This is a genomic window from Mesorhizobium sp. CNPSo 4671, assembly GCF_057784245.1.
On the sequence record NZ_JBWLUW010000007.1, the window covers coordinates 341,649 to 361,629 of the forward strand.

At 63.2% G+C, this 19,981-nt stretch carries 19 protein-coding genes; 11 read left to right on the plus strand and 8 right to left on the minus strand.

All coding sequences use genetic code 11. From position 1 onward, the window contains the following. Positions 1–34 precede the first annotated feature (34 nt). The 4 genes from AC04SF_RS21530 (at position 35) to AC04SF_RS21545 (ending at position 3,100) form a co-directional block, all read left to right on the plus strand. On the plus strand, positions 35–967 hold the full coding sequence (locus tag AC04SF_RS21530; RefSeq protein WP_096450938.1) for a VOC family protein: 933 nt from the start codon (positions 35–37) through the stop codon (positions 965–967). A 4-nt stretch (positions 968–971) separates the two neighbouring features. Next, complete coding sequence (locus AC04SF_RS21535) at positions 972–1,592, plus strand: alpha/beta hydrolase (RefSeq protein WP_488479419.1); 621 nt, start codon at positions 972–974, stop codon at positions 1,590–1,592. Between the two features lie 2 nt (positions 1,593–1,594). Then, the gene (locus AC04SF_RS21540) at positions 1,595–1,894 is read left to right on the plus strand and encodes a GNAT family N-acetyltransferase (RefSeq protein ID WP_095772167.1); all 300 of its coding nucleotides are present in this window, start codon (positions 1,595–1,597) and stop codon (positions 1,892–1,894) included. Positions 1,895–2,041: 147 nt separating this feature from the next. Next, positions 2,042–3,100 (plus strand): dipeptidase, encoded by a 1,059-nt coding sequence (locus AC04SF_RS21545; RefSeq protein WP_488479420.1) that lies wholly within the window; start codon positions 2,042–2,044, stop codon positions 3,098–3,100. Positions 3,101–3,110: 10 nt separating this feature from the next. Here AC04SF_RS21545 and AC04SF_RS21550 read toward each other — a convergent pair whose 3' ends face one another. Genes AC04SF_RS21550 through AC04SF_RS21565 form a run of 4 tightly spaced genes read right to left on the minus strand, consistent with a single transcriptional unit; the run spans position 3,111 to position 7,793 of the window. Beyond that, a complete protein-coding gene (locus AC04SF_RS21550) occupies positions 3,111–3,356 on the minus strand; it encodes a hypothetical protein (RefSeq protein WP_096450932.1) in 246 nt (81 codons plus the stop codon). A gap of 2 nt (positions 3,357–3,358) precedes the next feature. Further along, positions 3,359–4,618 (minus strand): aminomethyl transferase family protein, encoded by a 1,260-nt coding sequence (locus AC04SF_RS21555; RefSeq protein ID WP_488479421.1) that lies wholly within the window; start codon positions 4,616–4,618, stop codon positions 3,359–3,361. A 3-nt stretch (positions 4,619–4,621) separates the two neighbouring features. Next, positions 4,622–6,187 carry a phytoene desaturase family protein gene (locus tag AC04SF_RS21560; RefSeq protein WP_488479422.1) on the minus strand — a complete coding sequence of 522 codons (1,566 nt, stop codon included), beginning with the start codon at positions 6,185–6,187 and terminating at the stop codon, positions 4,622–4,624. Further along, a complete protein-coding gene (locus tag AC04SF_RS21565) occupies positions 6,174–7,793 on the minus strand; it encodes a phytoene desaturase family protein (protein WP_488479423.1) in 1,620 nt (539 codons plus the stop codon). Before AC04SF_RS21565 ends, AC04SF_RS21560 begins: the two co-directional genes overlap by 14 nt. A gap of 277 nt (positions 7,794–8,070) precedes the next feature. Between AC04SF_RS21565 and AC04SF_RS21570 the strand changes: the two genes are divergently transcribed. The 5 genes from AC04SF_RS21570 to AC04SF_RS21590 all read left to right on the plus strand — a co-directional run bounded on the left by AC04SF_RS21570 (position 8,071) and on the right by AC04SF_RS21590 (position 13,179). Beyond that, complete coding sequence (locus AC04SF_RS21570) at positions 8,071–8,859, plus strand: methyltransferase domain-containing protein (protein WP_488479424.1); 789 nt, start codon at positions 8,071–8,073, stop codon at positions 8,857–8,859. A 6-nt stretch (positions 8,860–8,865) separates the two neighbouring features. After that, positions 8,866–9,552 carry a transcriptional regulator BetI gene (gene betI, locus AC04SF_RS21575; RefSeq protein WP_488479425.1) on the plus strand — a complete coding sequence of 229 codons (687 nt, stop codon included), beginning with the start codon at positions 8,866–8,868 and terminating at the stop codon, positions 9,550–9,552. A gap of 49 nt (positions 9,553–9,601) precedes the next feature. Next, positions 9,602–10,684 carry an ABC transporter substrate-binding protein gene (locus AC04SF_RS21580; protein ID WP_488479426.1) on the plus strand — a complete coding sequence of 361 codons (1,083 nt, stop codon included), beginning with the start codon at positions 9,602–9,604 and terminating at the stop codon, positions 10,682–10,684. A 111-nt stretch (positions 10,685–10,795) separates the two neighbouring features. Next, positions 10,796–11,872 carry an extracellular solute-binding protein gene (locus tag AC04SF_RS21585; protein ID WP_488479427.1) on the plus strand — a complete coding sequence of 359 codons (1,077 nt, stop codon included), beginning with the start codon at positions 10,796–10,798 and terminating at the stop codon, positions 11,870–11,872. Next, positions 11,869–13,179 carry a flavin monoamine oxidase family protein gene (locus AC04SF_RS21590; RefSeq protein ID WP_488479428.1) on the plus strand — a complete coding sequence of 437 codons (1,311 nt, stop codon included), beginning with the start codon at positions 11,869–11,871 and terminating at the stop codon, positions 13,177–13,179. The genes AC04SF_RS21585 and AC04SF_RS21590 overlap by 4 nt, the downstream gene beginning before the upstream one ends. Here AC04SF_RS21590 and AC04SF_RS21595 read toward each other — a convergent pair. From AC04SF_RS21595 to AC04SF_RS21605, 3 genes are read right to left on the minus strand one after another with little or no spacing between them, the layout of a single operon-like run. Continuing rightward, positions 13,143–14,216, minus strand: coding sequence for an ABC transporter ATP-binding protein (locus tag AC04SF_RS21595; RefSeq protein WP_488479462.1), 1,074 nt, complete (start codon positions 14,214–14,216; stop codon positions 13,143–13,145). The two genes, AC04SF_RS21590 and AC04SF_RS21595, sit on opposite strands and share 37 nt — an antisense overlap. 37 nt (positions 14,217–14,253) lie before the next feature. Further along, entirely contained in the window at positions 14,254–15,075 is an 822-nt protein-coding gene (locus AC04SF_RS21600) for an ABC transporter permease (RefSeq protein WP_488479429.1), read from the minus strand. Next, the gene (locus AC04SF_RS21605) at positions 15,072–15,989 is read right to left on the minus strand and encodes an ABC transporter permease (RefSeq protein ID WP_095201332.1); all 918 of its coding nucleotides are present in this window, start codon (positions 15,987–15,989) and stop codon (positions 15,072–15,074) included. Before AC04SF_RS21605 ends, AC04SF_RS21600 begins: the two co-directional genes overlap by 4 nt. Before the next feature lie 318 nt (positions 15,990–16,307). Between AC04SF_RS21605 and AC04SF_RS21610 the strand changes: the two genes are divergently transcribed. After that, positions 16,308–17,726: an aminotransferase gene (locus AC04SF_RS21610; protein ID WP_488479430.1), complete on the plus strand. Its 1,419-nt coding sequence runs from the start codon at positions 16,308–16,310 to the stop codon at positions 17,724–17,726. Positions 17,727–17,769: 43 nt separating this feature from the next. Here the strand turns inward: AC04SF_RS21610 and AC04SF_RS21615 are convergent, their stop codons facing one another. Further along, complete coding sequence (locus AC04SF_RS21615; RefSeq protein WP_488479431.1) at positions 17,770–18,972, minus strand: aromatic ring-hydroxylating oxygenase subunit alpha; 1,203 nt, start codon at positions 18,970–18,972, stop codon at positions 17,770–17,772. Positions 18,973–19,468: 496 nt separating this feature from the next. On the opposite strand from AC04SF_RS21615, the gene AC04SF_RS21620 reads away from it, so the two are divergent. Continuing rightward, a complete protein-coding gene (locus AC04SF_RS21620; RefSeq protein WP_488479432.1) occupies positions 19,469–19,879 on the plus strand; it encodes a hypothetical protein in 411 nt (136 codons plus the stop codon). The last annotated feature ends 102 nt before the right edge of the window (positions 19,880–19,981 follow it).

Sequence of the window (19,981 nt, forward strand, 5' to 3'; positions counted from 1 at the left end):
GGGCCGCACGAAACACCAAGGGAAGGAGCAAGACATGCTCGACCAGATCAAGGGCCTGCATCACGTCACCTCGATGGCCAAGGATGCGCGCCAGAACAATGATTTCTTCACCCACAAGCTCGGCCTGCGCCGGGTCAAAAAGACAGTCAATTTCGACGCGCCGGACGTCTACCACCTCTATTATGGCGACGAGGCCGGCACGCCCGGTTCGGTGATGACCTATTTTCCGTTTCCCAACATCGGCAAGGGCCGTCACGGGGTCGGCGAAGTCGGCACCACGGTCTACTCCGTGCCGGAAGGCACACTCGCCTATTGGGAAAAGCGCTTCGCCGACGAAGGCGTGAGCGGCGTTTCCCGCGAGGAGAGTTTTGGTGAGAAGCGGCTCAGCTTTGCCGGCCCGGACGGCGACGGTTTCGCGCTCGTCGAGGACAAGGCCGATAGCCGCGCGCCCTGGGCGAAAGGCGGTGTTCCGGCCGACGAAGCGATCCGTGGCTTTCACTCGGTTTCGCTCAGGCTGAAGGACGGCGGCGCCACCGAGGAACTGTTGAAATTCATGGGCTACGAGGAAGTCGACAAATCCGGCAATGTCCGGCGGCTCGCCGTGAAGAACGGCAATGGCGCCGATGTCGTCGACATCGAATCGCTGCCGACCGCGGCCTTCGCCGATCTCGGCGCCGGCTCGGTGCATCACGTCGCCTTCGCAGTCGAGAACCGCGCCAAGCAGCTCGAAGTGCGCAAGGCGCTGATGGATACGGGCTATGGGGTGACGCCGGTGATCGACCGCGACTATTTCTGGGCGATCTATTTCCGCACGCCGGGCGGCGTGCTGTTCGAAGTCGCCACCAACGAGCCGGGGTTCGACAGGGATGAGGACACCGCGCATCTGGGCGAAGCGCTGAAGCTGCCGACGCAGCACCAGCATTTGCGGCCCTATCTCGAACAGCATCTGCAGAAGCTGGAAGGCTAAGACCATGAGCAAGGACGCTTACATCCACAAGGTGCTGCCCGGTTCGCCGGGCGGCCCCATGCTTTTCGTCTTCCACGGCACCGGCGGTGACGAGAGCCAGCTTCTGTCGCCGGGGCGCGATCTCGTGCCCCAGGCCACCATCATCTCGCCGCGCGGCGATGTGTCCGAATATGGCGCGGCGCGCTTCTTTCGCCGCACCGGCGAGGGTGTCTACGACATGGACGACCTGGCGCGGGGGACGAGCAAGATGGCGGCCTTCGTCAAGGCACATGTCGAAGCGGCGAAACCCTCGGCGGTGCTTGGACTCGGCTATTCCAACGGCGCCAACATACTGGCGTCCGTGGTGTTCGCCGAGCCCGGGCTGTTCGACGCCACGGTGCTGATGCATCCGCTGATCCCGTTCGAACCGCAGGTCAAGGGAAGCCTCGCCGGTCGCCACATGCTGCTGACCGCCGGCAAGCGCGATCCGATCTGCCCGCCGAACCTGACGACGCGGCTCGAGGCCTATTTGCGTGCTGACGGTGCCGATGTCACAGTGGAATGGCACGAAGGCGGGCACGAGGTGCGGCCAAATGAAATCGAAGCGGCCCGACGGCTTTTCGCCGGGGTCGCCCAGGGAGTTTAGACATGCCCGACCAACTGCCTGAAATCGAACTGGAAGACCGCGGCTCGAAAGGGCGCTATGTCCTGCGCGGACCCGGTGGCGCCGAGGCCGAGATGACCTTCACCAAGATCGGCGAACACCAGATCATCATCGACCACACCGAAGTGCCGGATGCGTTTCGCGGCCAGGGTGCCGGGCTTCGGCTCGTCACCCGTGCTGTGGAGGATGCCCGCGCGGCAGGCAAGAAGATCATCCCGCTTTGCCCGTTCGCCAACGCCCAGTTCCGCCGCCACGCGGAATGGGCTGACGTGCTGAAGCAGTAGGAAGCGCAGGCACCTCATCGATAGGTTGCAGCGGGGGGATAAAGGGGCAGTCCCCGCTGCCGGCTGGCTTTGTCATTTGCCGCGACCGGATATCTTGCCTAGATATGATATCTCGCCGTGCCGACAAACGAACCGAATGATCCCCTGATGACCGAAACCGACCTCGTCCCCGTCTTCGACGGCCACAATGATACGCTGCTCAGGCTGTATCAGTCGAAGGACAGGGACGTCGAAAAGCTGTTCGTCGAAGGCCAGTCGGGCGGTCATATCGACCTGCCGCGCGCCAAGGCGGGCGGCTTCGCTGGCGGCATGTTCGCCATCTTCCCACCGCCCGTCGAGAAGGCCAGGCGCAGCGCCGTGCCCTTGGCGCCGAGCGACAGCGAGCCACTGCCGCCGGAGGTGCCGCGCGCCGATGCGCTCAACTCGACGATCGCCATGGCCTCGATCCTGTTTCGGCTGGAACGGGCCGGGGCGCTTGCCGTCTGCCGCACTGCCGGCGATGTGCGCAACGCCATGGCCAAAGGCACGATCGCCGCGGTGTTCCACATCGAAGGCGTCGAGGCGATCGATCCTGAACTCACCATGCTCGACGTGCTGCATGCCGCCGGCCTGCGCTCGCTCGGCATCGTCTGGAGCCGGCCGAATGCCTTCGGCAACGGCGTGCCGTTCCGCTTTCCATCCTCGCCGGACACCGGCCCGGGGCTGACCGATGCCGGCAAGGCGCTGGTCAAGGCGTGCAACGAACTGAAGATCATGATCGATCTTTCGCATCTCAACGAGAAGGGTTTTCGCGATGTCGCCGGTCTCAGCGACGCGCCGCTGGTCGCCACCCACTCCAACGTGCATGCGCTCTGCACCCATTCGCGCAATCTCACCGACTGGCAACTCGGCGCCATACGCGAGTCCGGCGGCATGGTGGGGCTGAACTTCGCCACCGGCTTCCTGCGCGAGGACGGCCGCATGAATGCCGACACCAGCCTCGACATCATGGTGCGCCATGTCGATTCCCTGCTGCAGGCGCTGGGCGAGGACGGCGTCGGTCTCGGTTCGGATTTCGACGGCGCGATGATCCCGGCCGTCATCGGCGACGTCGCCGGCCTGCCGAAACTGATCGATGCGCTGGCCGCGCGTGGTTTCGGCCAGGCGCTGATCGAGAAGATCGCTTACCGCAATTGGTTGAGCATGCTCGAAAGAACCATTGGATAACGCGCAGGCGCTACTCGAAACCCATCCTTTTCAGCCAGTCCTTGCCAACGCCGCGGTCGCGGATGATCGGCAGCGGGTTCTCTGAATCGAGCCGTGCACAGATGCGGTAGACTTCGAGTGTCTCGGCACTCATCTCGTCGCGCTTGTAGAAGAACATGGCGGCGGCATAGCGCGTGCGGCCGGACCATTTCTCGCCGAGCGGCGTGTTGACCAGCTCCCACTGCTCGGCGACCTCCAGCTGCGCTTCGTCGGCCATGGTCAGAAATCCGCCGGCGGATTGGCGGTGCGGCGGTCGAGTTTGATGAAGGGCCGCGCCACCACCTTGGCCCGCTTCATCAGCTTCTGGTACTGCAGCTCGCGCATGGCGTAGATCTCCACCCAGAGGTCTTCCACGACAGTATCACCATAGGGCCGCGCCAGCGAGGCGATGGCGATGTTGCGCTTGGCCATTGGCGACCACATGGCGGCGCTGACCAGGCCGATCTCCTGGCTTTTCTTGTAGTAGACGATGGCGTGTTCGGCCGGGATGTTGCCTTCGATCTCCAGCCCGACCAGCACATGGCGCAGCTTGCGTTTGGCACGGGCTTCGAGAATGGCGCGGCGGCCGTTGAAATGGCCTTTTTCCGGATCGACCATGAAACCGAAGCCGATCTCGTCGGGCCTGCGCAAGCGGTCGGTGCGGATGGCATGTTCGGCGGTGGTGAAGTCGGCATTGGCGACGATCAGCCCGGCCTCGAGCCGGGCACGATTGAGTGCGGCGTAGCCGATGGCGCGGATGCCGCGCAGCTCGCCCGCCGTCATCAGCCGGTCCCACAGGCTCAGCGCCTTGTCGGTCGGCACGAAGAGTTCATAGCCGAGGTCGCCGGTGAAGCCGGTGCGCGAGATGGTGACAGTGCCGCCATCATGGGCGAACTCGCCTAGGTCGAAGATCTTGAGATTGTCGACGCCGGCGAAGCCGGCATCGCGCAGCACGGAGAAGGAGGTTGGCCCTTGCAAGGCGAGCCCTGCGACGGCCTCGGTTTCTTCCTCGACCGTCACATCGAATCCGATGGCACTGTCGAGCAGCCACGGCAGATGCCGTTCCTGTGAGCACAGCCGAAAGCGTATCGGTGAGATCCTGAACAGCGTGCCGTCGTCGAGGACAAAACCTTCGTCGTCGCACCACGCCGTGTAATGGACGCGGCCGGGCCTGAGCTTGGTGATATCGCGCAGCGTGACACGATCGAGGAAGGCCTCGGCATCCGGCCCTTCGATCCGGTATTTGGTCATCGGTGAGATGTCGAACAAAGCCGCCTGGCTGCGGATGGCGAAGTATTCGAGCTCCTCGTCCCACAGTGAATGCGGCGCGCGGTAGCCGGCCCAATTGTACCAGTCCTGGGTCTTGGCCAGCGCATCGATGCGCGGCTGGAACGGCGTGCCGAGGCGCAGCGTGCGGAAATGGGGTTGCGCGGCGATGCGGGCGGAAACACCTGCATCGGCTGCCTTTGCAACGGGCTTCTTCCTGGTTGCCTGAGCCATGGCTTACCCCTTCATCACAATGATGCGTCGCGCGGCGTTGAGGCCGGGAGCGCCGGAGACACCGCCGCCGGGATGCGAGCCGGCGCCGGCAAGGAACAGCCCTTCGAGCGGCGTGTCGTAGCCCGAGCAGCCGGAGACCGGGCGCGAGATCAGCATCTGGTCGGCCTGTAGCTCGCCATGGTGCCAATGGCCGCCCGGCATGCGATAGCGCGCCTCGATATCGGCCGGCGTCAGAAGCTCGGCATGGAGGACGCTCTTGCCGATGCCTGGCGCGTATGCCTCAAGCTGCGCCATGACAGCCTTGAGGAATTTCGGCTTGCCGGCAGCCCAGCCTTCCTTCAACGCGTAGGGCGCGTATTGCACCACCGCCGACAGCACACAGGCGCCGTCGGGTGCAAGCGTCGGATCGGCAAGGCTGGGCAGTGTGATCTCCATCACCGGCTCGGGTGAGAATTCGCCATACTTGCATGGGTTGAAGGCGCGCTCGACATGATCGGGCGAGGGCGCGATGACCAGTCGACCCTTGTGAGCGGTGGCATCGGCACCGGTGAATTGCGGCGGCCGGTCGAGCGCTAGATGAAGCTTGGCGGCATCGCCCTTCATGCGGATGTTTTTCACCTTGCGCAGGAAGCCGGTGTCGATCTCGCGCGGGCCGACGAGTTCGAGAAAGGTGGTCGCCGGATTGATGGCCGAGACAACAGTCCTGGCGCGCAGTTCCTCGCCCGTGTCGAGTGCGACGCCGACGGCGCGGCCTTTCTCGACGATGATTTTTGCTACGGTAACCGATGTGCGGATGGTGACGCCGGCCTTTTCCGCCGCGGCGCGGACGGCGGCGACGACGGCGCCCATGCCGCCCTTCGGCAGCATTTGAGAGCCAGATGCTCCGCCGGTCTCGCCAGCCAGGCGATAGTAGAGACCCAGAAGCGAGGTCGGTGAGCGCGGGCCGAGATGGCTGCCGAGCGTCGCGTCGAAAGCGAGCAGGCCCTTCAGCCTGTCATCCCTGAGCTGCTCGTCGAGCAGGTCGGCGACGTTCATCAACAGCACGCGCAGGAAGTCGCGCATGTCTTCCTTGCCGAGCTTCTTCAGCGCCAGCGCGGTCTGGCCGAGGGCAGCGGTCTCCAGCAGCGACATGCCGGCGAGATCGGGCGCCCGGCGGGAGAGGAAGGGCTTCAGGATGCCGGCATAGCGCAGCAATTGCGCACGCAATTCCTTCCAGGCCGACTGTTCCGAAGAGCTGGCGCCGGTCAGAACCTCGCCATAGGCACCATGCAGCATAAGTGATGGGCCGTCTTTCGACAGCGCCACCGAAGGCAGGAAGTCGGCGCGGGCAAATTGCAGCCCATGCTTCTCCAGGTCCAGCGTCTTCACCACATCGGCATGCAGGCGGTTCAGCAGATGAGCGACCGACGAGGCGCGAAAGCCCGGGGCGAATTCCTCGGTGCGCGCGGCGCCGCCAACTTCGCTGCCCGCTTCCAGCACCAGCACCTTGCGGCCGGCTTTGGCCAGCGTGGCGGCAGCGACGAGGCCGTTGTGGCCACCGCCGATGACGATTGCATCAAATGACGTCATGGGCAGGGCTCATATGCGAGGTGGATTTGGCGAGATCGCGCAGGATCTCGGCGGCGGCATTGCGGCCGGGCGCACCCATGACACCGCCGCCGGGGTGGGTCGAGGAACCGCACATATAGAGCCCGCCGACCGGCGAGCGGTACTGCGCATAGCCCGGCACCGGACGGTTGAACAGCAACTGGTCGAAGGTCAGGTCGCCCTGGAAAATATTGCCTTCGGTCAGGCCGACCTCGGCCTCGATCTCGCGCGGTGTGCGAACTTCCATATGGACGATGCGGTCGCGGAAGCCCGGCGAGTACTCGGCGATTTGCGTAATCACGCTTTCGGCGAAACCGTCGCGGTCGGCATCGGTCCATTCGCGGCCATTCACCTTGGGCGGCGCGTATTGCACGAAGCAACTCATGAAGTGCTTGCCGGGCGGCGCCATGGTCGGGTCGAGCGTGGTCGGGATGACCATGTCGAGGAAAGGATCGGCCGACCAGCGCCCGGCCTTCCAGTCATCATAGGCGCGTTCCATGCGCTCCATCGAATCGGTGAAATGCATGTCGCCGCGATAGACCGGCGAGTCCTTCGGCAGTGCCGGGAATTCCGGCAGCGAATCGAGCGCGATGTTGACCTTGCCTGAGGAGCCGCGGATCTTGAAGTTCTTCACCCGGCGCAGGAAAATGTCGGGCAGTTCCTTTTCCTCGACCAGCTTCAGGAAGGTGCGCTTCACGTCGGCGTTGGAGACGACGAGTTTGCCGTAGATCTCCTCGCCGCCGGCCAGCACCACGCCCTTGGCCTTGCCTCTGGTCACCAGCACATGGTCGACCTCGGCGCCGGTGCGGATGGTGCCGCCCGAGGCTTTAAACGACGCGGCCAGCGCCTTGGTGACCGCGCCCATGCCGCCGCGTGCATAGCCCCATGCGCCGACCGAGCCGTCGACCTCGCCCATATAGTGGTGCAGCAGCACGTAAGCCGTACCGGGCGACATCGGTCCGAGCGCGGTGCCGATGATGCCGGACAAAGCGAAGTTGGCCTTGATGACATCGGTCTCGAAATACTCGTCGAGGAATTCCGAGATCGACATGGTCCAGAAGCGCAATGTCAGTGCCATTTCTTCCACCGACAGGCCGGCGAATTTCTTGCCGAGATAGAGAAGCTCGCCAAGGTCGCGCGGCTTGAGGCTGGTCGGGTCGGGCGCGGTGCGCATCAACAGCGGCTGGATGAAGCGGCACTGCCGCGTCACGTCGCGGGCGTAGCGGTCATAGGCTTCGGCATCGCGCCTGGAGAAGCGGGCGAATTCGCGCCGGTGCGCATCATGGTCGCGGTAGTTGGCGAGATAGTCGCCGTCGCGAGTGAACACCGCGCCGCCCTCATAGGAGATGACCTGCAGGCCAAAGCGCGGCAGTTCGAGGTCGCGCATGATTTCCGGGCGGAACAGCGAGCAGACATAGGAGCAGTTGGAGTAGAGGAAACCCGGTGTCAGCTCGCGGCTGGTGGCGGCGCCCCCGACCCAGTCGTTCTTCTCAACTATCAGCACGTCGAGCCCGGCGCGCTGCAGATAGCAGGCATTGACCAGGCCGTTATGTCCGCCGCCGATGATGATCGCGTCCCAAGCTTTCATTGTGGCCCAGTCTCTTTGTTTCCAAGCAATTCCCAAGGGAAAGCGCTGTGCGATTTCCCGGGAAAACCGCTCACACTTTTCCTGGAATTGCTCTGTGCGACCCGCTGTTCATTTTTGCGTGATCTGTTCCCGAATGCGCGGAATTTGGCACGGCATCGGCCATTCTGTCCAGACATTCTGAATGAATGTTCAACAAATGATGTTGCGTTTTCCCTGACATGCGCTAGGCTTTGCCGGCGTTCGAACTGAGCATTCGTCGATTGGGGATCGAGGGCTGATGATCGAAACAGCAGATGCCGAGTATGACGATACCGCCATCCGCTTCCTCGAGGCGCTGTGGGGCGAGGGCTATCTGTCGCCGGGCGGACCCGAAGAGGTCGACCGGGTGGTCGAAGGGCTTTCGCTGAGGGGCAAGACGGTCCTCGATATCGGCTGTGGGGCCGGCGGCATCACCTTGCATCTGGTCGAGCGTCATGGCGCCGCCCACGCCACCGGCTTCGATGTCGAACAGCCGGTGATCGAGGCGGCCAGACGGCGAGCCGCCGCGCACGGGCTCTCGGACCGTGCTGACTTCATCCAGGCGCCACCCGGGCCACTGCCTTTCACCGATCGCTCTTTCGATGTCGTCTTCTCCAAGGACGCGCTGCTGCATGTGCCTGACAAGGACGCCTTGTTCGCCGAAACCTTCCGCGTGCTGAAGCCGGGCGGCGTCTTTGCCGCTTCCAACTGGATGATTTCGCATGACGGCGAACCGTCACCGGAGATGAAGGCGTATGTCGCCGCGGAAGGACTGTCCTTCGCCATGGCCTCGCCGGCGCGCTACGCGCAGGCGATGCGTAACGCCGGCTTTGCCGACATCACCGTGCGCGACCGTAGTCCTTGGTACCGCGAGGTAGCGCGCGGCGAACTGGCGCGGCTCAAGGGACCGCTCTACGCCCGAGCCGCGGCCGCGGTCGGCGCGGCCTATGTCGACAAGAATATCAAGACCTGGGAGGCCATGCAGAAGGTGCTTGACAGTGGCGAGCACCGTCCCACTCATCTGCGCGGTTGGAGGCCGGTTGGATAGCCGGCAATGCTGGAGACCGTCACACCCATGAAGATTTCCGAGGCCAGGGACATTCCCGCCGAAACGGCGCAAAAGGGCGATGCCGAAAAGCGCGGCCGCAAGGCTTCGAAGGAGGTCCGTCAGCTGCAGCTGATCGAGGCGACGATCGATTCCTTGGCCAAGCGCGGCTATGCCGAGACGACGATGGCCGATGTCGCCGATGGCGCGGGCCTGTCGCGTGGCATCGTCAACTTCCATTTCGAGAGCAAGGAAAAGCTGCTGATCGCGACGCTGCAGCACATGTATGACGAGTATTCGGCGCATTGGCGCGCCTCCCTGCAGAAGGCAGGCGACGATCCGGCGCGGCAGCTGCAGCAACTGGTGTGGGCCGATTTCGACCGCTCGATCTGCAACAAGCGCAAGCTCGCCGCCTGGCTGGCCTTTTGGGGCGAGGCCAAGTCGCGGCCGACCTATCAGGCGCTGAGCAGTTCGCGCGACAATTATTACCAGCAGGTCTTCATCGATCTCTGCACGACGCTCAAGCAGAGCGGCGCGTATGGTTATGAGCCGCAGGTGATGGCGCTGGCGCTGTCTGCCATGCTGGAGGGGCTGTGGCTGCGGCTGATGATGGGCACCGAGGACACAACGCGCGAAACAGCCTTGCAGGCGGCCAACGCTTTTTTGGCCGCGGCCTTCCCGAAGCATTACGGTTAGCAACAGCCGGCCGCCAAGACCGGCAAGACCAAAAAGAGGATGGAACAGCATGAAGAACCTTAGCCGACGCCTGACATTGACATTGGCGCTGGGCGGCGCGCTTGCGGCTTCGGTGGCAGCGTTCGCCGTCGCTGCCGACAAGGACCTGATCGTGTTCGACTGGTCCGGCTATGAAGCCCCCAGCTTCCACCCGAAATATGTCGAGAAAAACGGCGATTCGCCGACCTTCGCCTTCTTCGGCGACGAGGACGAGGCGTTCGAGAAGGTGCGCTCCGGCTTCAAGGCCGATCTTGGCCATCCCTGCTCGCAGAGCGTGACGAAGTGGCGCGAAGCAGGCCTCTTGCAACCGCTCGACACCTCGAAGATCACGGGCTGGAAAGATCTCAATCCCGGCATCATGGCGATGAAAAATCTCGCCACGACCGATGACGGCAAGGCGTGGTTCATGCCGTGGGACTGGGGCAACACGCAGCTCACCTACAATTCTTCCAAGATCGACGCCAAGGACGTGCAGTCGCTGAGGGTATTCGCCGATCCGAAGTTCAAGGGCCGGGTGTCGATCGGCGACAATGTCGACGATGCCTATGCGCTGGCGAGCCTGGCCATCGGCTTGAGGGACTGGACCAAGATGACGGACGACCAGTTCAAGCAGGCCTCCGACTTCCTGCGCCAGGTGCACAAGAACGTCCGCTCCTACTGGACCGACACCACCGACATCGTGCAGCTGCTGAGCGGTGGCGAGGTCGATCTCGCCTGGGCCTGGAACGATGCGACGGTGCAGTCGGTCGCCGCCGGCGTGCCGATCAAATCCGTAAAGGATACCAGTGAAGGCATCTCGACCTGGGTCTGCGGCTATGTGCTGTTCAAGGACGCGCCCGGCAACATCGACAAGGCCTATGATTATCTGAACGCCGTCAACGATCCGGAGACCGCCAAGGTGCTGGTCAAGGACTGGGGCTATGGCCAGGCCAACGCCAAGGGCATGGCCGGCGTCGATCAGGCGATCCTGAAGGAGAAGGGCTATGACGACGTTCAGAAATTCGTCGACAAGACGCTGTTCCAGTCGCCGCTCCCGTCCGACCTCAAGCTGAAGATGATCGCCGAATTCGAGAAGATCAAAGCTGGGTATTGAGCTCGCTCCACGGTCCGTCCGCTGCCGCCTCGGTGCAGCGGACGACCCTCGCCAAAGCAGATGATTTCTCCTAACCTCGCTGCAGCTTTTCGCGATGGGGGGAGTTTCGCCATGACGCCAATGCTACGCCGCCTTGCGCTTGCCGCCGCCTGCACGATCGGCGCCGGCGCGGCCTATGCCTGGGCGGAAGGCGGCGGCGATCTCGTGGTGTTCGACTGGTCCGGTTACGAGGATCCGCTGCTGCATCCCGCCTACACCGCGAAACACGGCGCCGAGCCGACCTTCGCTTTCTTCGGCGACGAGGATGAAGCCTTCGAGAAGATGCGGGCGGGCTTCAAGACCGATATCGCGCATCCCTGTTCGCAAAGCGTGGCGAAATGGCGCGACGCCGGTCTGCTGCAGCCGCTCGACACCTCGCGGATTGCCGGCTGGAAGGATCTCAATCCCGGCATCATGGCGATGAAGAACCTCACCACCACGGCCGACGGCAAGGCCTGGTTCATGCCGTTCGACTGGGGCAACACGGCACTGCTCTACCGCACCGACAATGTGACGGCCGACGAGGCGAAGTCGCTGCGGATCCTGGCCGATCCGAAATTCAAGGGCCGCGTCACCATCGGCGACAATGTCGACGATGCCTATGCGCTGGCGAGCCTGGTCATCGGCCTGAAGGACTGGACCAAGATGACCGACGCGCAGTTCAAGGAAGCATCGGATTTCCTGCGCCAGGTGCACAAGAATGTGCGTCTTTACTGGACCGATTCGAGCGAGATCGACCAGGCGTTTTCCGGCAACGAGGTCGACCTTGCCTGGGGCTGGGGCCAGACACTGATCGCGATGAGCGGGCAAGGTGTTCCCGTCGCCATGAACCGCGACACCAAGGAAGGCATATCGACCTGGGTGTGCGGCTACGTGCTGATGAAGGATGCGCCGGGCAAACTCGACCAGGCCTATGATTTCCTGAGCGCGGTCAATGCGCCGGATATTTCGAAATACATGGTCACGACGTTCGGCTACGGCCATGGCAACAGTGCCGGCATGGCCGCGATCGACCACAAGGTGCTGGCCGAACGCGGTTTCGACGACATCGACAAGTTCCTCGACAAGACGCTGTTCCAGCAGCCGGTCGCGCCGGAGCTGAAGAAGCGCATGGTCGACGAGTTCGAGAAGATCAAGGCCGGCTATTGACGAACGAACCGGAAAGAACCGACGTCATCATCGTCGGCGCCGGCTTTACCGGCCTGTCTGCAGCGCTTGCGTTGAAGCAAGCCGGCATCGATTTCGTGCTGCTCGAAGCGCGCGACCGCGTCGGCGGACGGGTCGAAGCCAGCCACAACGGACTTGGCGAGCGCATCGACAGTGGCGGCCAGTTCCTGTGCGAGGACATGCCGGAAGTGATGGCGTTGGCGAAGGCGCGTGGCAAGACATTCGTCGAAACCTATGTCGAGGGTGATTTCATCACCCATCCGCCGATGCCGGCCAGGGACGCCAAGCAGACCTATTACGGCGCGATGGCGATCCGCGAGCGCATGAACGGCATCGAGCCGGATAACCCGTCGATAAAAGGCATGAGCGTCGCGGCCTGGCTGGAACAGCAGCATGATCCCATCGATGCCAAGACGGCTTTCCGCTCGATGATCGAAGGCCTGTGGTGCCTGCCGATGGACAAGGTGCCGCTCTGGTACCTGATCGACAATGACCGGCGTATCACCAACGAAGTGCCGGAGCTGCAGTATTCCCTGCGCGAGACCATGCAGTCGCTGGCCGAGGACCTGGCTGGCGATCTCGGCGACCTAGTGCGGCTTGGCGAACCGGTCACGCGCGTCGAGCATGGACCGCAAGGCGTTCGTGTCGTCACCGGCAATGGCGTGATCGATGCGCGTCAGGTGCTGGTCGCGCTGCCGCCGGCGACAGCCGCGAAACTCGCTTTCGCACCGGCCTTGCCGCCCTCTCTGAGGCAGGCGCTTGGCGTTTGGGAAAGCGGCGCGGTGATCAAGATCCTGGTGCGCTATCCCCGGCCATTCTGGCGCGAGCGGGGGTTGAGCGGCATGGTGATGTGGCGCGACCTGCCGGGGCTGTTCGCTTGCGACGCCAGCAGGGACGCGGAGCATGCCGCGCTTGTCGTCTTCGTCGGCGGGCCGCTGGCGTTGCGATGGCGCGCGCTCAGCGATGCGACGTTGCGCGCGGAAGTGACGGCAAGGCTGGTGGCTGCTCTTGGCCCAGGCGCAGCCGACAGTGTCGATTTCAGCCAGCGTGACTGGATCCATGACCGCTGGAGCGGCGGCGCCTACAGCGATCTCATCATCGATGCGACGGCGAGGGATGCCGAGCGCACGATTCTTGCGGGTGCGCCGCCAGTGCATTTCGCCGCTTCGGAACTGTCGCCGTCATTCCCGGGCTATGTCGAGGGTGCGATCGTCGCCGGGCGCATCGCCGCGCGCAAGGTCATCGCCGATCTTCAGTCCCCCATCGCCACCAGCGCTTCGGGATCGTAGGCGAGGCGGATCGGGGTGCCGACCGGAATGTCGTCGGCGCCGAAATCGTTGGTTTCGGTCACGGATAGTGGCTTTTCCAGCCCTGGTATCTCGACGATCAGGTGGGTGATCTCGCCGAAATAATGGCGTTCGACCACCTTACCGGCGACCTCGAATTTTGCCGTGGCGTTGTCCCATAGCACGCGCAGGCGCTCAGGGCGGATCCCCAGCGTGGCGGCGCCGCCATTGCGTACGAAAGCCTTCGGCTTGTCGGTCTTGACGCGGCCGAAGCCGAGCGTGTCGACGACCAGCGAGGCGCCGTTCTCCTCGACGATCTCGGCCTTGACAAAGTTCATGCCGCCGAGGAAGTCGGCGACCTGACGGTTGACCGGGCGCTGGTAGATTTCCTTGGGCGAGGCGACCTGCGCGATCCTGCCGCCGAACATCACGGCGATGCGGTCGGACATTGCGAGCGCCTCATACTGGTCGTGGGTGACCAGCACGAAGGTGATGCCGACCGCCTGCTGCAGGCGGCGCAGTTCGACCTGCATCTGCTCGCGCAGCTTCTTGTCGAGCGCCGACAGCGGTTCGTCGAGCAGCAGCACCTTGGGCCGCATCACCAGCGCACGGGCGAGCGCCACACGCTGGCGCTGGCCGCCGGAAAGTTCTGTCGCCAGCCGTTTGCCTAGCCCTGTCAGCGACACCTGCGCCAGCGCCTCCTCAACGCGGCGCTTCTCCTCGCCGCCCTGCAGCTTCAGCCGCTTCAACCCATAGGCGACGTTCTGCTCGACATTGAGGTGCGGGAAGATCGCATAGCTCTGGAACACCATGTTGGTCGGCCGGCGGTTGGCCGGAATGCCTTCCATCGGCTGGCCGCCGACCGCGATCGAACCGCTGGTCGGATTGTCGAAGCCAGCGATCATGCGCAGCAGCGTGGTCTTGCCGCAGCCGGAGGGGCCGAGCAGCGAGAAGAACTCGCCCTCCCGGATGGTCAGGGACGCGTCGTCAAGCGCCTTGAACGATCCATAGCTGCGGGTGACGTTGCGGATCTCGATCATGGATCGATCCGATTGGGGGCGCTCGATCTGCGGCTGTTCAGGCATAGAGGCCTCCCTCGTTCTGGGTGCGTCTGGCCGCGCGGCGACGCAGGATTTCGGCAACGGTCATCAACAGGAAAGAGGCAACCAGAAGCAGCGTGCCCAGCGCCAAAACGCCCGGCAGTTTCGAGGCGAAGCGCAACTGGCCCCAGATGTAGATCGGCAGCGTCGCTTCGGTGCCGGTCAGGAAGAAGGCGATGATGAACTCGTCCAGCGAAATGGTGAAGCAGACCAGCAGGCTGGAGATGATCGCCGGCGCCACCATCGGCAGTGTCACACGGCGGAAGGTGCCGAAGGCGCTTTCGCCGAGATCGGAGGAGGCTTCCTCCAGGCTGCGATCAAAACCCTCGAAGCCGGAGGTGAGCACCGTCATCGAATAGGGAATGCAGATCAGGACATGGCCGAGCACGACGGTGAACAGCGACAGGCTGAGACCCAGCTGCAGCATCACCAGCAGCATCGAGATGGCGACGATCACTTCGGGTAGCACCAGCGGTGCCATGATCAGGCCGTTGATGGTGCGGCGGCCGGGGTAGCGATAGCGGGTGATCGAACGGGCGGCGAGGATGCCGAGCACCGTGGCGAGAACCGAGGCGCAGACGCCGACTTTCAGGCTGTTCCAGGCGGCGTCGAGCAAGGCCGGTGTGTGCGGCAGGTCCGCATACCATTGCAGGGTGAAGCCGGTGAGCGGAAACTTCGGTGTCGGGGCGACGTTGACCGAGAAGATCGGCAGGAAGATCACCGGCAGATAGAGGAAGACGATATAGAGGAAGGCATAGACGGACAGCCAGCCGCCCGACAGGAAATGCCGCGCCCTCATCGTGCCAGCCTCTGCAGAGCGCGGATGATCAGCACCGTGGCGCCGGCCATCAGCGTGACGATCAGCATGGTGGTGACGGAAAGGGCGGCCCCCAATGGCCAGTTGGCCGCCTTGCCGAACTGTGCCTGGATGGCGTTGGCGATCATGACACCGTCCTTACCGCCGACCAGCTTCGGCGTGACATAATCGCCGACGGTCGGGATCATAACGATCAGTGCCGCCGAGATGACGCCCGGCGCCGACAACGGCAAGGTCACGCGCAGGAACGAGCGCAAGGGGCCATCGCCGAGATCGGTGGCGGCTTCGACCAGCGTGCGGTCGACTTTTTCCAGCGAGACGAAGATCGGCAGGATGGCGAAGGCCGCCCAGGCATGGGTGAGGGTGATGATGACGGCGCTCGAATTGTAGAGCAGAGCGGTCGACGGCTCGTCGATGATGCCGAGGCCCATCAGGCCGGAATTCAAGACGCCATTATAGCCGAGTATGACCTTCCACGACATGACGCGCAGGAGATAACTGGTCCAGAACGGGATGGTGATGAGGAACAGCCACAGGCTCTTGTGACGGCCGCCATGGAAGGAGATGTAGTAGGCGATGGGGTAGGCGAGGATGACGGTGAACAGGCTGACCGTCAGCGAAATGTAGAGCGAGCGCCACAACAGATCGCGGTAGATCGGCTCGGTCAACGCGACGCGGTAGTTTTCCAGCGTGAAGGTGCGGTCGATGGTCAGATAGTGCTGCGTCCAGAAGGAGTGGGCGATGACCACCAGGATCGGCAGGACCAGCAGGATAAGGGCGTAGAGAAAGGTCGGACTGATCAGGGCGAAACCCTGTACGGGTTCGGATTGCAGAAGGGCATTTCGTCTGGCCCGCGTCATGCGCAACGGGGGCGACCCTTCCGCGGCCGCCGTCATTGCCAGACTCCGGGGGTGATCTCGGTTGCGGGCTTGGACTTTTCCGCCATGCGGCATCCCATTGTGCTGACGCCGACTGTTGTTCCCACTTATCCTTGGAACGCGATCGGACGCAAAACCGGTGACCACTTTTGCTGGTCGCGTTCCTAGCTTGCCGGCTTTCTTTCATCATGCGCGCATCCGTGGATTGAAATCAAGCGCTATTTCTGAGATATTGATTGAACGGACATTCAAAATTAGGGGAAGAAAGCCGCCATTTCCGGGCTTTGACGCTGAATTTGACGTCCGAAAGAAATTGATAGAGATGTGGAGACGACGATGGCTGCGGTGAGAGATCTGAAGGCGAGCGAAATGGCGGCGCCCGGGGATGACGATGCCGTCGAACTGGGCAAGCGCCATCTCATCCAGCCTTGGCCTTATGCCGGTTCCGTCGGTGCCGAAGCCCGCGCGCTGATCGGCGAGGGCGACGGCATCTACATCACCGACAACACCGGCAAGCGGCTGATCGACGGGCCTGCCGGCATGTGGTGCGTCAATGTCGGCCACCGCCGCGAGGAACTCGCCAGGGTGATGTACGACCAGGCGATGGCGCTGTCCTACAACACGCCCTGGTACACGATGAACGCGCCGTCGGCCGAACTTGCCATGCGCATCGCCGGCCATGCGCCCGGCGATCTCAGCCATGTCTTCTACACGACCGGCGGCTCTTCGGCCGTGGAGACGGCGCTGCGCTTCATGCAGTTCTACAACAATGTGCGCGGCCTACCTGAGAAGAAGCTGATCCTGTCGCGCGGCGGCGCCTATCACGGCTCGACCTATCTGTCGGCCTCGCTCAACGGCCGCCCGCGCGACCGCGACTGGATGGACGGCGCCGACGAGCTGGTGATCAAGCTGTCCTCGCCCGATCCGTTCCGCCGTCCGCACGGCATGAGCCTTGCCGCCTTCACGGATTTCCTGGTCGACCAGTTCCGCGACACGGTCGCCCGTGTCGGCGCCGACAAGATCGGTGCTTTCGTTGGCGAGCCGGTGCAGGCATCGGGCGGCGTGGTCATCCCGCCGGACGGCTATCTCAAGCGCATCCGCGAGATCTGCCGCGAAAACGACATCCTCTATGTCTCCGACGAGGTGGTGACAGGCTTCGGCCGGCTCGGCCATGTCTTCGCCTCGGGCGACGTGTTCGGCATCGATCCCGACATGATCACCTTCGCCAAGGGCGTCACCTCGGGCTACTTTCCGCTCGGCGGCGTCATCATCTCGGAGCGGCTGCTGCAGGAACTGCGCCGCTCGAACCATCCCGACGCGATGTTCGGCCATGGCCTGACCTACACCAGCCATCCCGTCGGCTGCGCCGTGGCGCTGAAAAACCTCGATCTGCTGGAAGAAGGCGTGCTTGCCCACACGCAAGCGGTCGCGCCCTATTTCCAGGCGCAGCTGAAGACGCTGGAAGAATTGCCGCTGGTCGGCGAGGTGCGCGGCGCCGGGCTGATGGGCTGCGTCGAATGCGTCGCCGACCGCGAAAGCAAGAATCCGCTGCAGCTCGACAAGGATGTCGGCAAACGCATCGACGCGCATTGCCATGAGCTCGGCCTGCTGGTGCGGCCGCTGATCAACATGTGCGTGATGTCGCCACCGCTGATCATCACGCGCGAGCAGATCGACGACATGGTCGGCATTTTGCGTGAGGGCATTTCGCGGACCATGGATGATCTGCGCCGTGAAGGTGTGTGGCGAGGGTGAGGTTTCTTCCTTCTCCCCGTTTCACCGGGAGAAGGAAGAGGTGCTACGACCGCGACCTCAGCGCGTCGTTCAGGTTCCACATGTCCTTCTCCTCGGGAGCGGTTTCCAGGCCGAGCACCGGCAGCAACTTGCGCAGATGGTCGTGATGGGTGCGCATGCCATATTCGAGGTCAGAAAGATAAAACCCCTCGAAGGCTTCGGACAGCATGGATTCGTTCGACCACACCGACAGCTGGACATCTTCCGACATGGTGTCGCGGTCGATGCGGAAGGAGAGGTAACGGGCGGCGGCCTGTTCGCGGCTTTCATCGCGGTAGCGGTAGATGGCGCCGCGCAGCAGGGTCTGGCCGGTCGACAGCGGAAACTCCTGATAGAACTGCACGGATTCCGGCATCACCGAAATGACCGCGTTGGGGAAGATGCCGTAATAGACCCAGGCCTTTTTCAGGTAGTCCGGCAGATGCGCCGGCTCGGGCGCGATCTTGAGGTAGTTCCTGACGCTCCAGTGGCGGCCGGCATGCGGGTTGTAGGTGGCGAAGGAGCGCGACACGCCGTTGATGAAGGGCTCGTCGAAATAGGTGGCGCCATAAAGGTCCTGCAGGGCGGGATGCGCCATGGCGACGTGATAGCCCTCATTGTCGACATCGCGCACCGACTTCCAGTTGACCGGGGTCTTCTGGCTCCATATGCCCCAGGACGGCACCATGTCGGCGGCCTTGTAGTGCGCGAATTCTGGCTCGATCGGCTTCATCAATTCGGCGACCGAAGGCTGCGGCCCACCATTGCGGAAGCGGATGAAGATGAAGCCCATCCAGACTTCGAGGTCGAGCTGCATCAGGCCGAACTCGGTTCTGTCGAGATCGGGGAAAGAGCGCGGGCGCGCGGCACCGCGCAGCGTGCCGTCGAGATTGTAGACCCAGCCATGGAACGGGCACACCAGCGCGTTCTTGCAATTGCCCTGGCTGTCGGCGACGACGCGGCTGCCGCGGTGGCGGCACATATTGTTGAAGCCGCGCACGACGCCGTCCTTGCCGCGCACGATCAAAGCGCGTTCGCCGACCACGTCCATGGTCAGGTAGTCGCCGGCATTCGGGACGTCGCTGACATGACCGACGATCTGCCAGTGATTGCGGAAGACATGTTCCTTCTCGAGTTCGAGAAGGGCATCGGAATGATAACTCCAGCCCGGTAGTCCCCGCCGGTCCCAATCGTTGGGGATCGCCACGTCACGGAGGTGCGGGTTCATAAAACGTCTCTTCTTTTTGTTGAATAATCATTCAATAAAAGCATATTTTTCATTGAAATGCAATGGCTTGTGAAAATTCGAAGGATTCCGTGGCGAGGCCAAGGCATCGCCCTCGACTGAATTCGATACAGCGGCCGGCCAGGAAAATCGCGGAGAATCCGGGTGTTAGCCCTTGTTTCCGAAACGCCATCCAAGCGCGATTTCACAAAGCGTGTGGGCGGAGGAACAACACGCCTCGCTGGAGGCAAAAAGGGTTCCCAGCGCTCGGTCCGATTGGCTGTTCGGCAGACGTTTGAGCCGGGATCGCCTGGCGGGTCGGCCCGAGATTCGCCCGCCTCGGTGAAATGCGAGCCGGAATGACCGGTTCTGCCCGGATTTGCCCGATAGTTCCGTTTCAATCTGGTTACATTGCCAGATCCGCCCCAATTTCGTGCTGTTACAAAGTGCGATTAAGTTCGTTTCATCATCAAAAAGAAACGCAGCGAAGGGGAAGACAATGCATGCGAAAGTCGAGACCATCAGCAGCGAGCACCGCCTTCAGGCTCCGGAGCGCGCTGACCGCCGCCCGAAACTGGCCCTGCGCCAACGCGCCAGCGACCACCCCATGGCCATGTTCATGGCGCTGGCTGCTTGCGCCTTCATCGGCATGGCGTTTACGCCGACAGTCGGGCCAGCCTTCGCATCGTTGAACCCGCCGGCCAACGTCGTCGACGGGGCGCCGACGACAATCAAGACCGCCCGCCTGCCGATGCCGACGCTCGACTTCGCTTGCAAGGGCCAGGCTTGGGGTGCCGAGAGCGTCGATTGCCTGCGCGCCATCGCCCAGCAGTCCGGTTCGCACAAGGCCCGTGCGATCCGCATGATCGCCAATGCCGCGCCGCTGACCAACACGCCCAACATTTTCTGACTTTTGTCGAAGCATGATCCCGAAAATCGGTTCCCTCTTCGGGCTCCTGCTCTGACCTCCCCGAGCGCTCCCTCCAGCGCTCCATTCAGCTCCCGCCGCAAG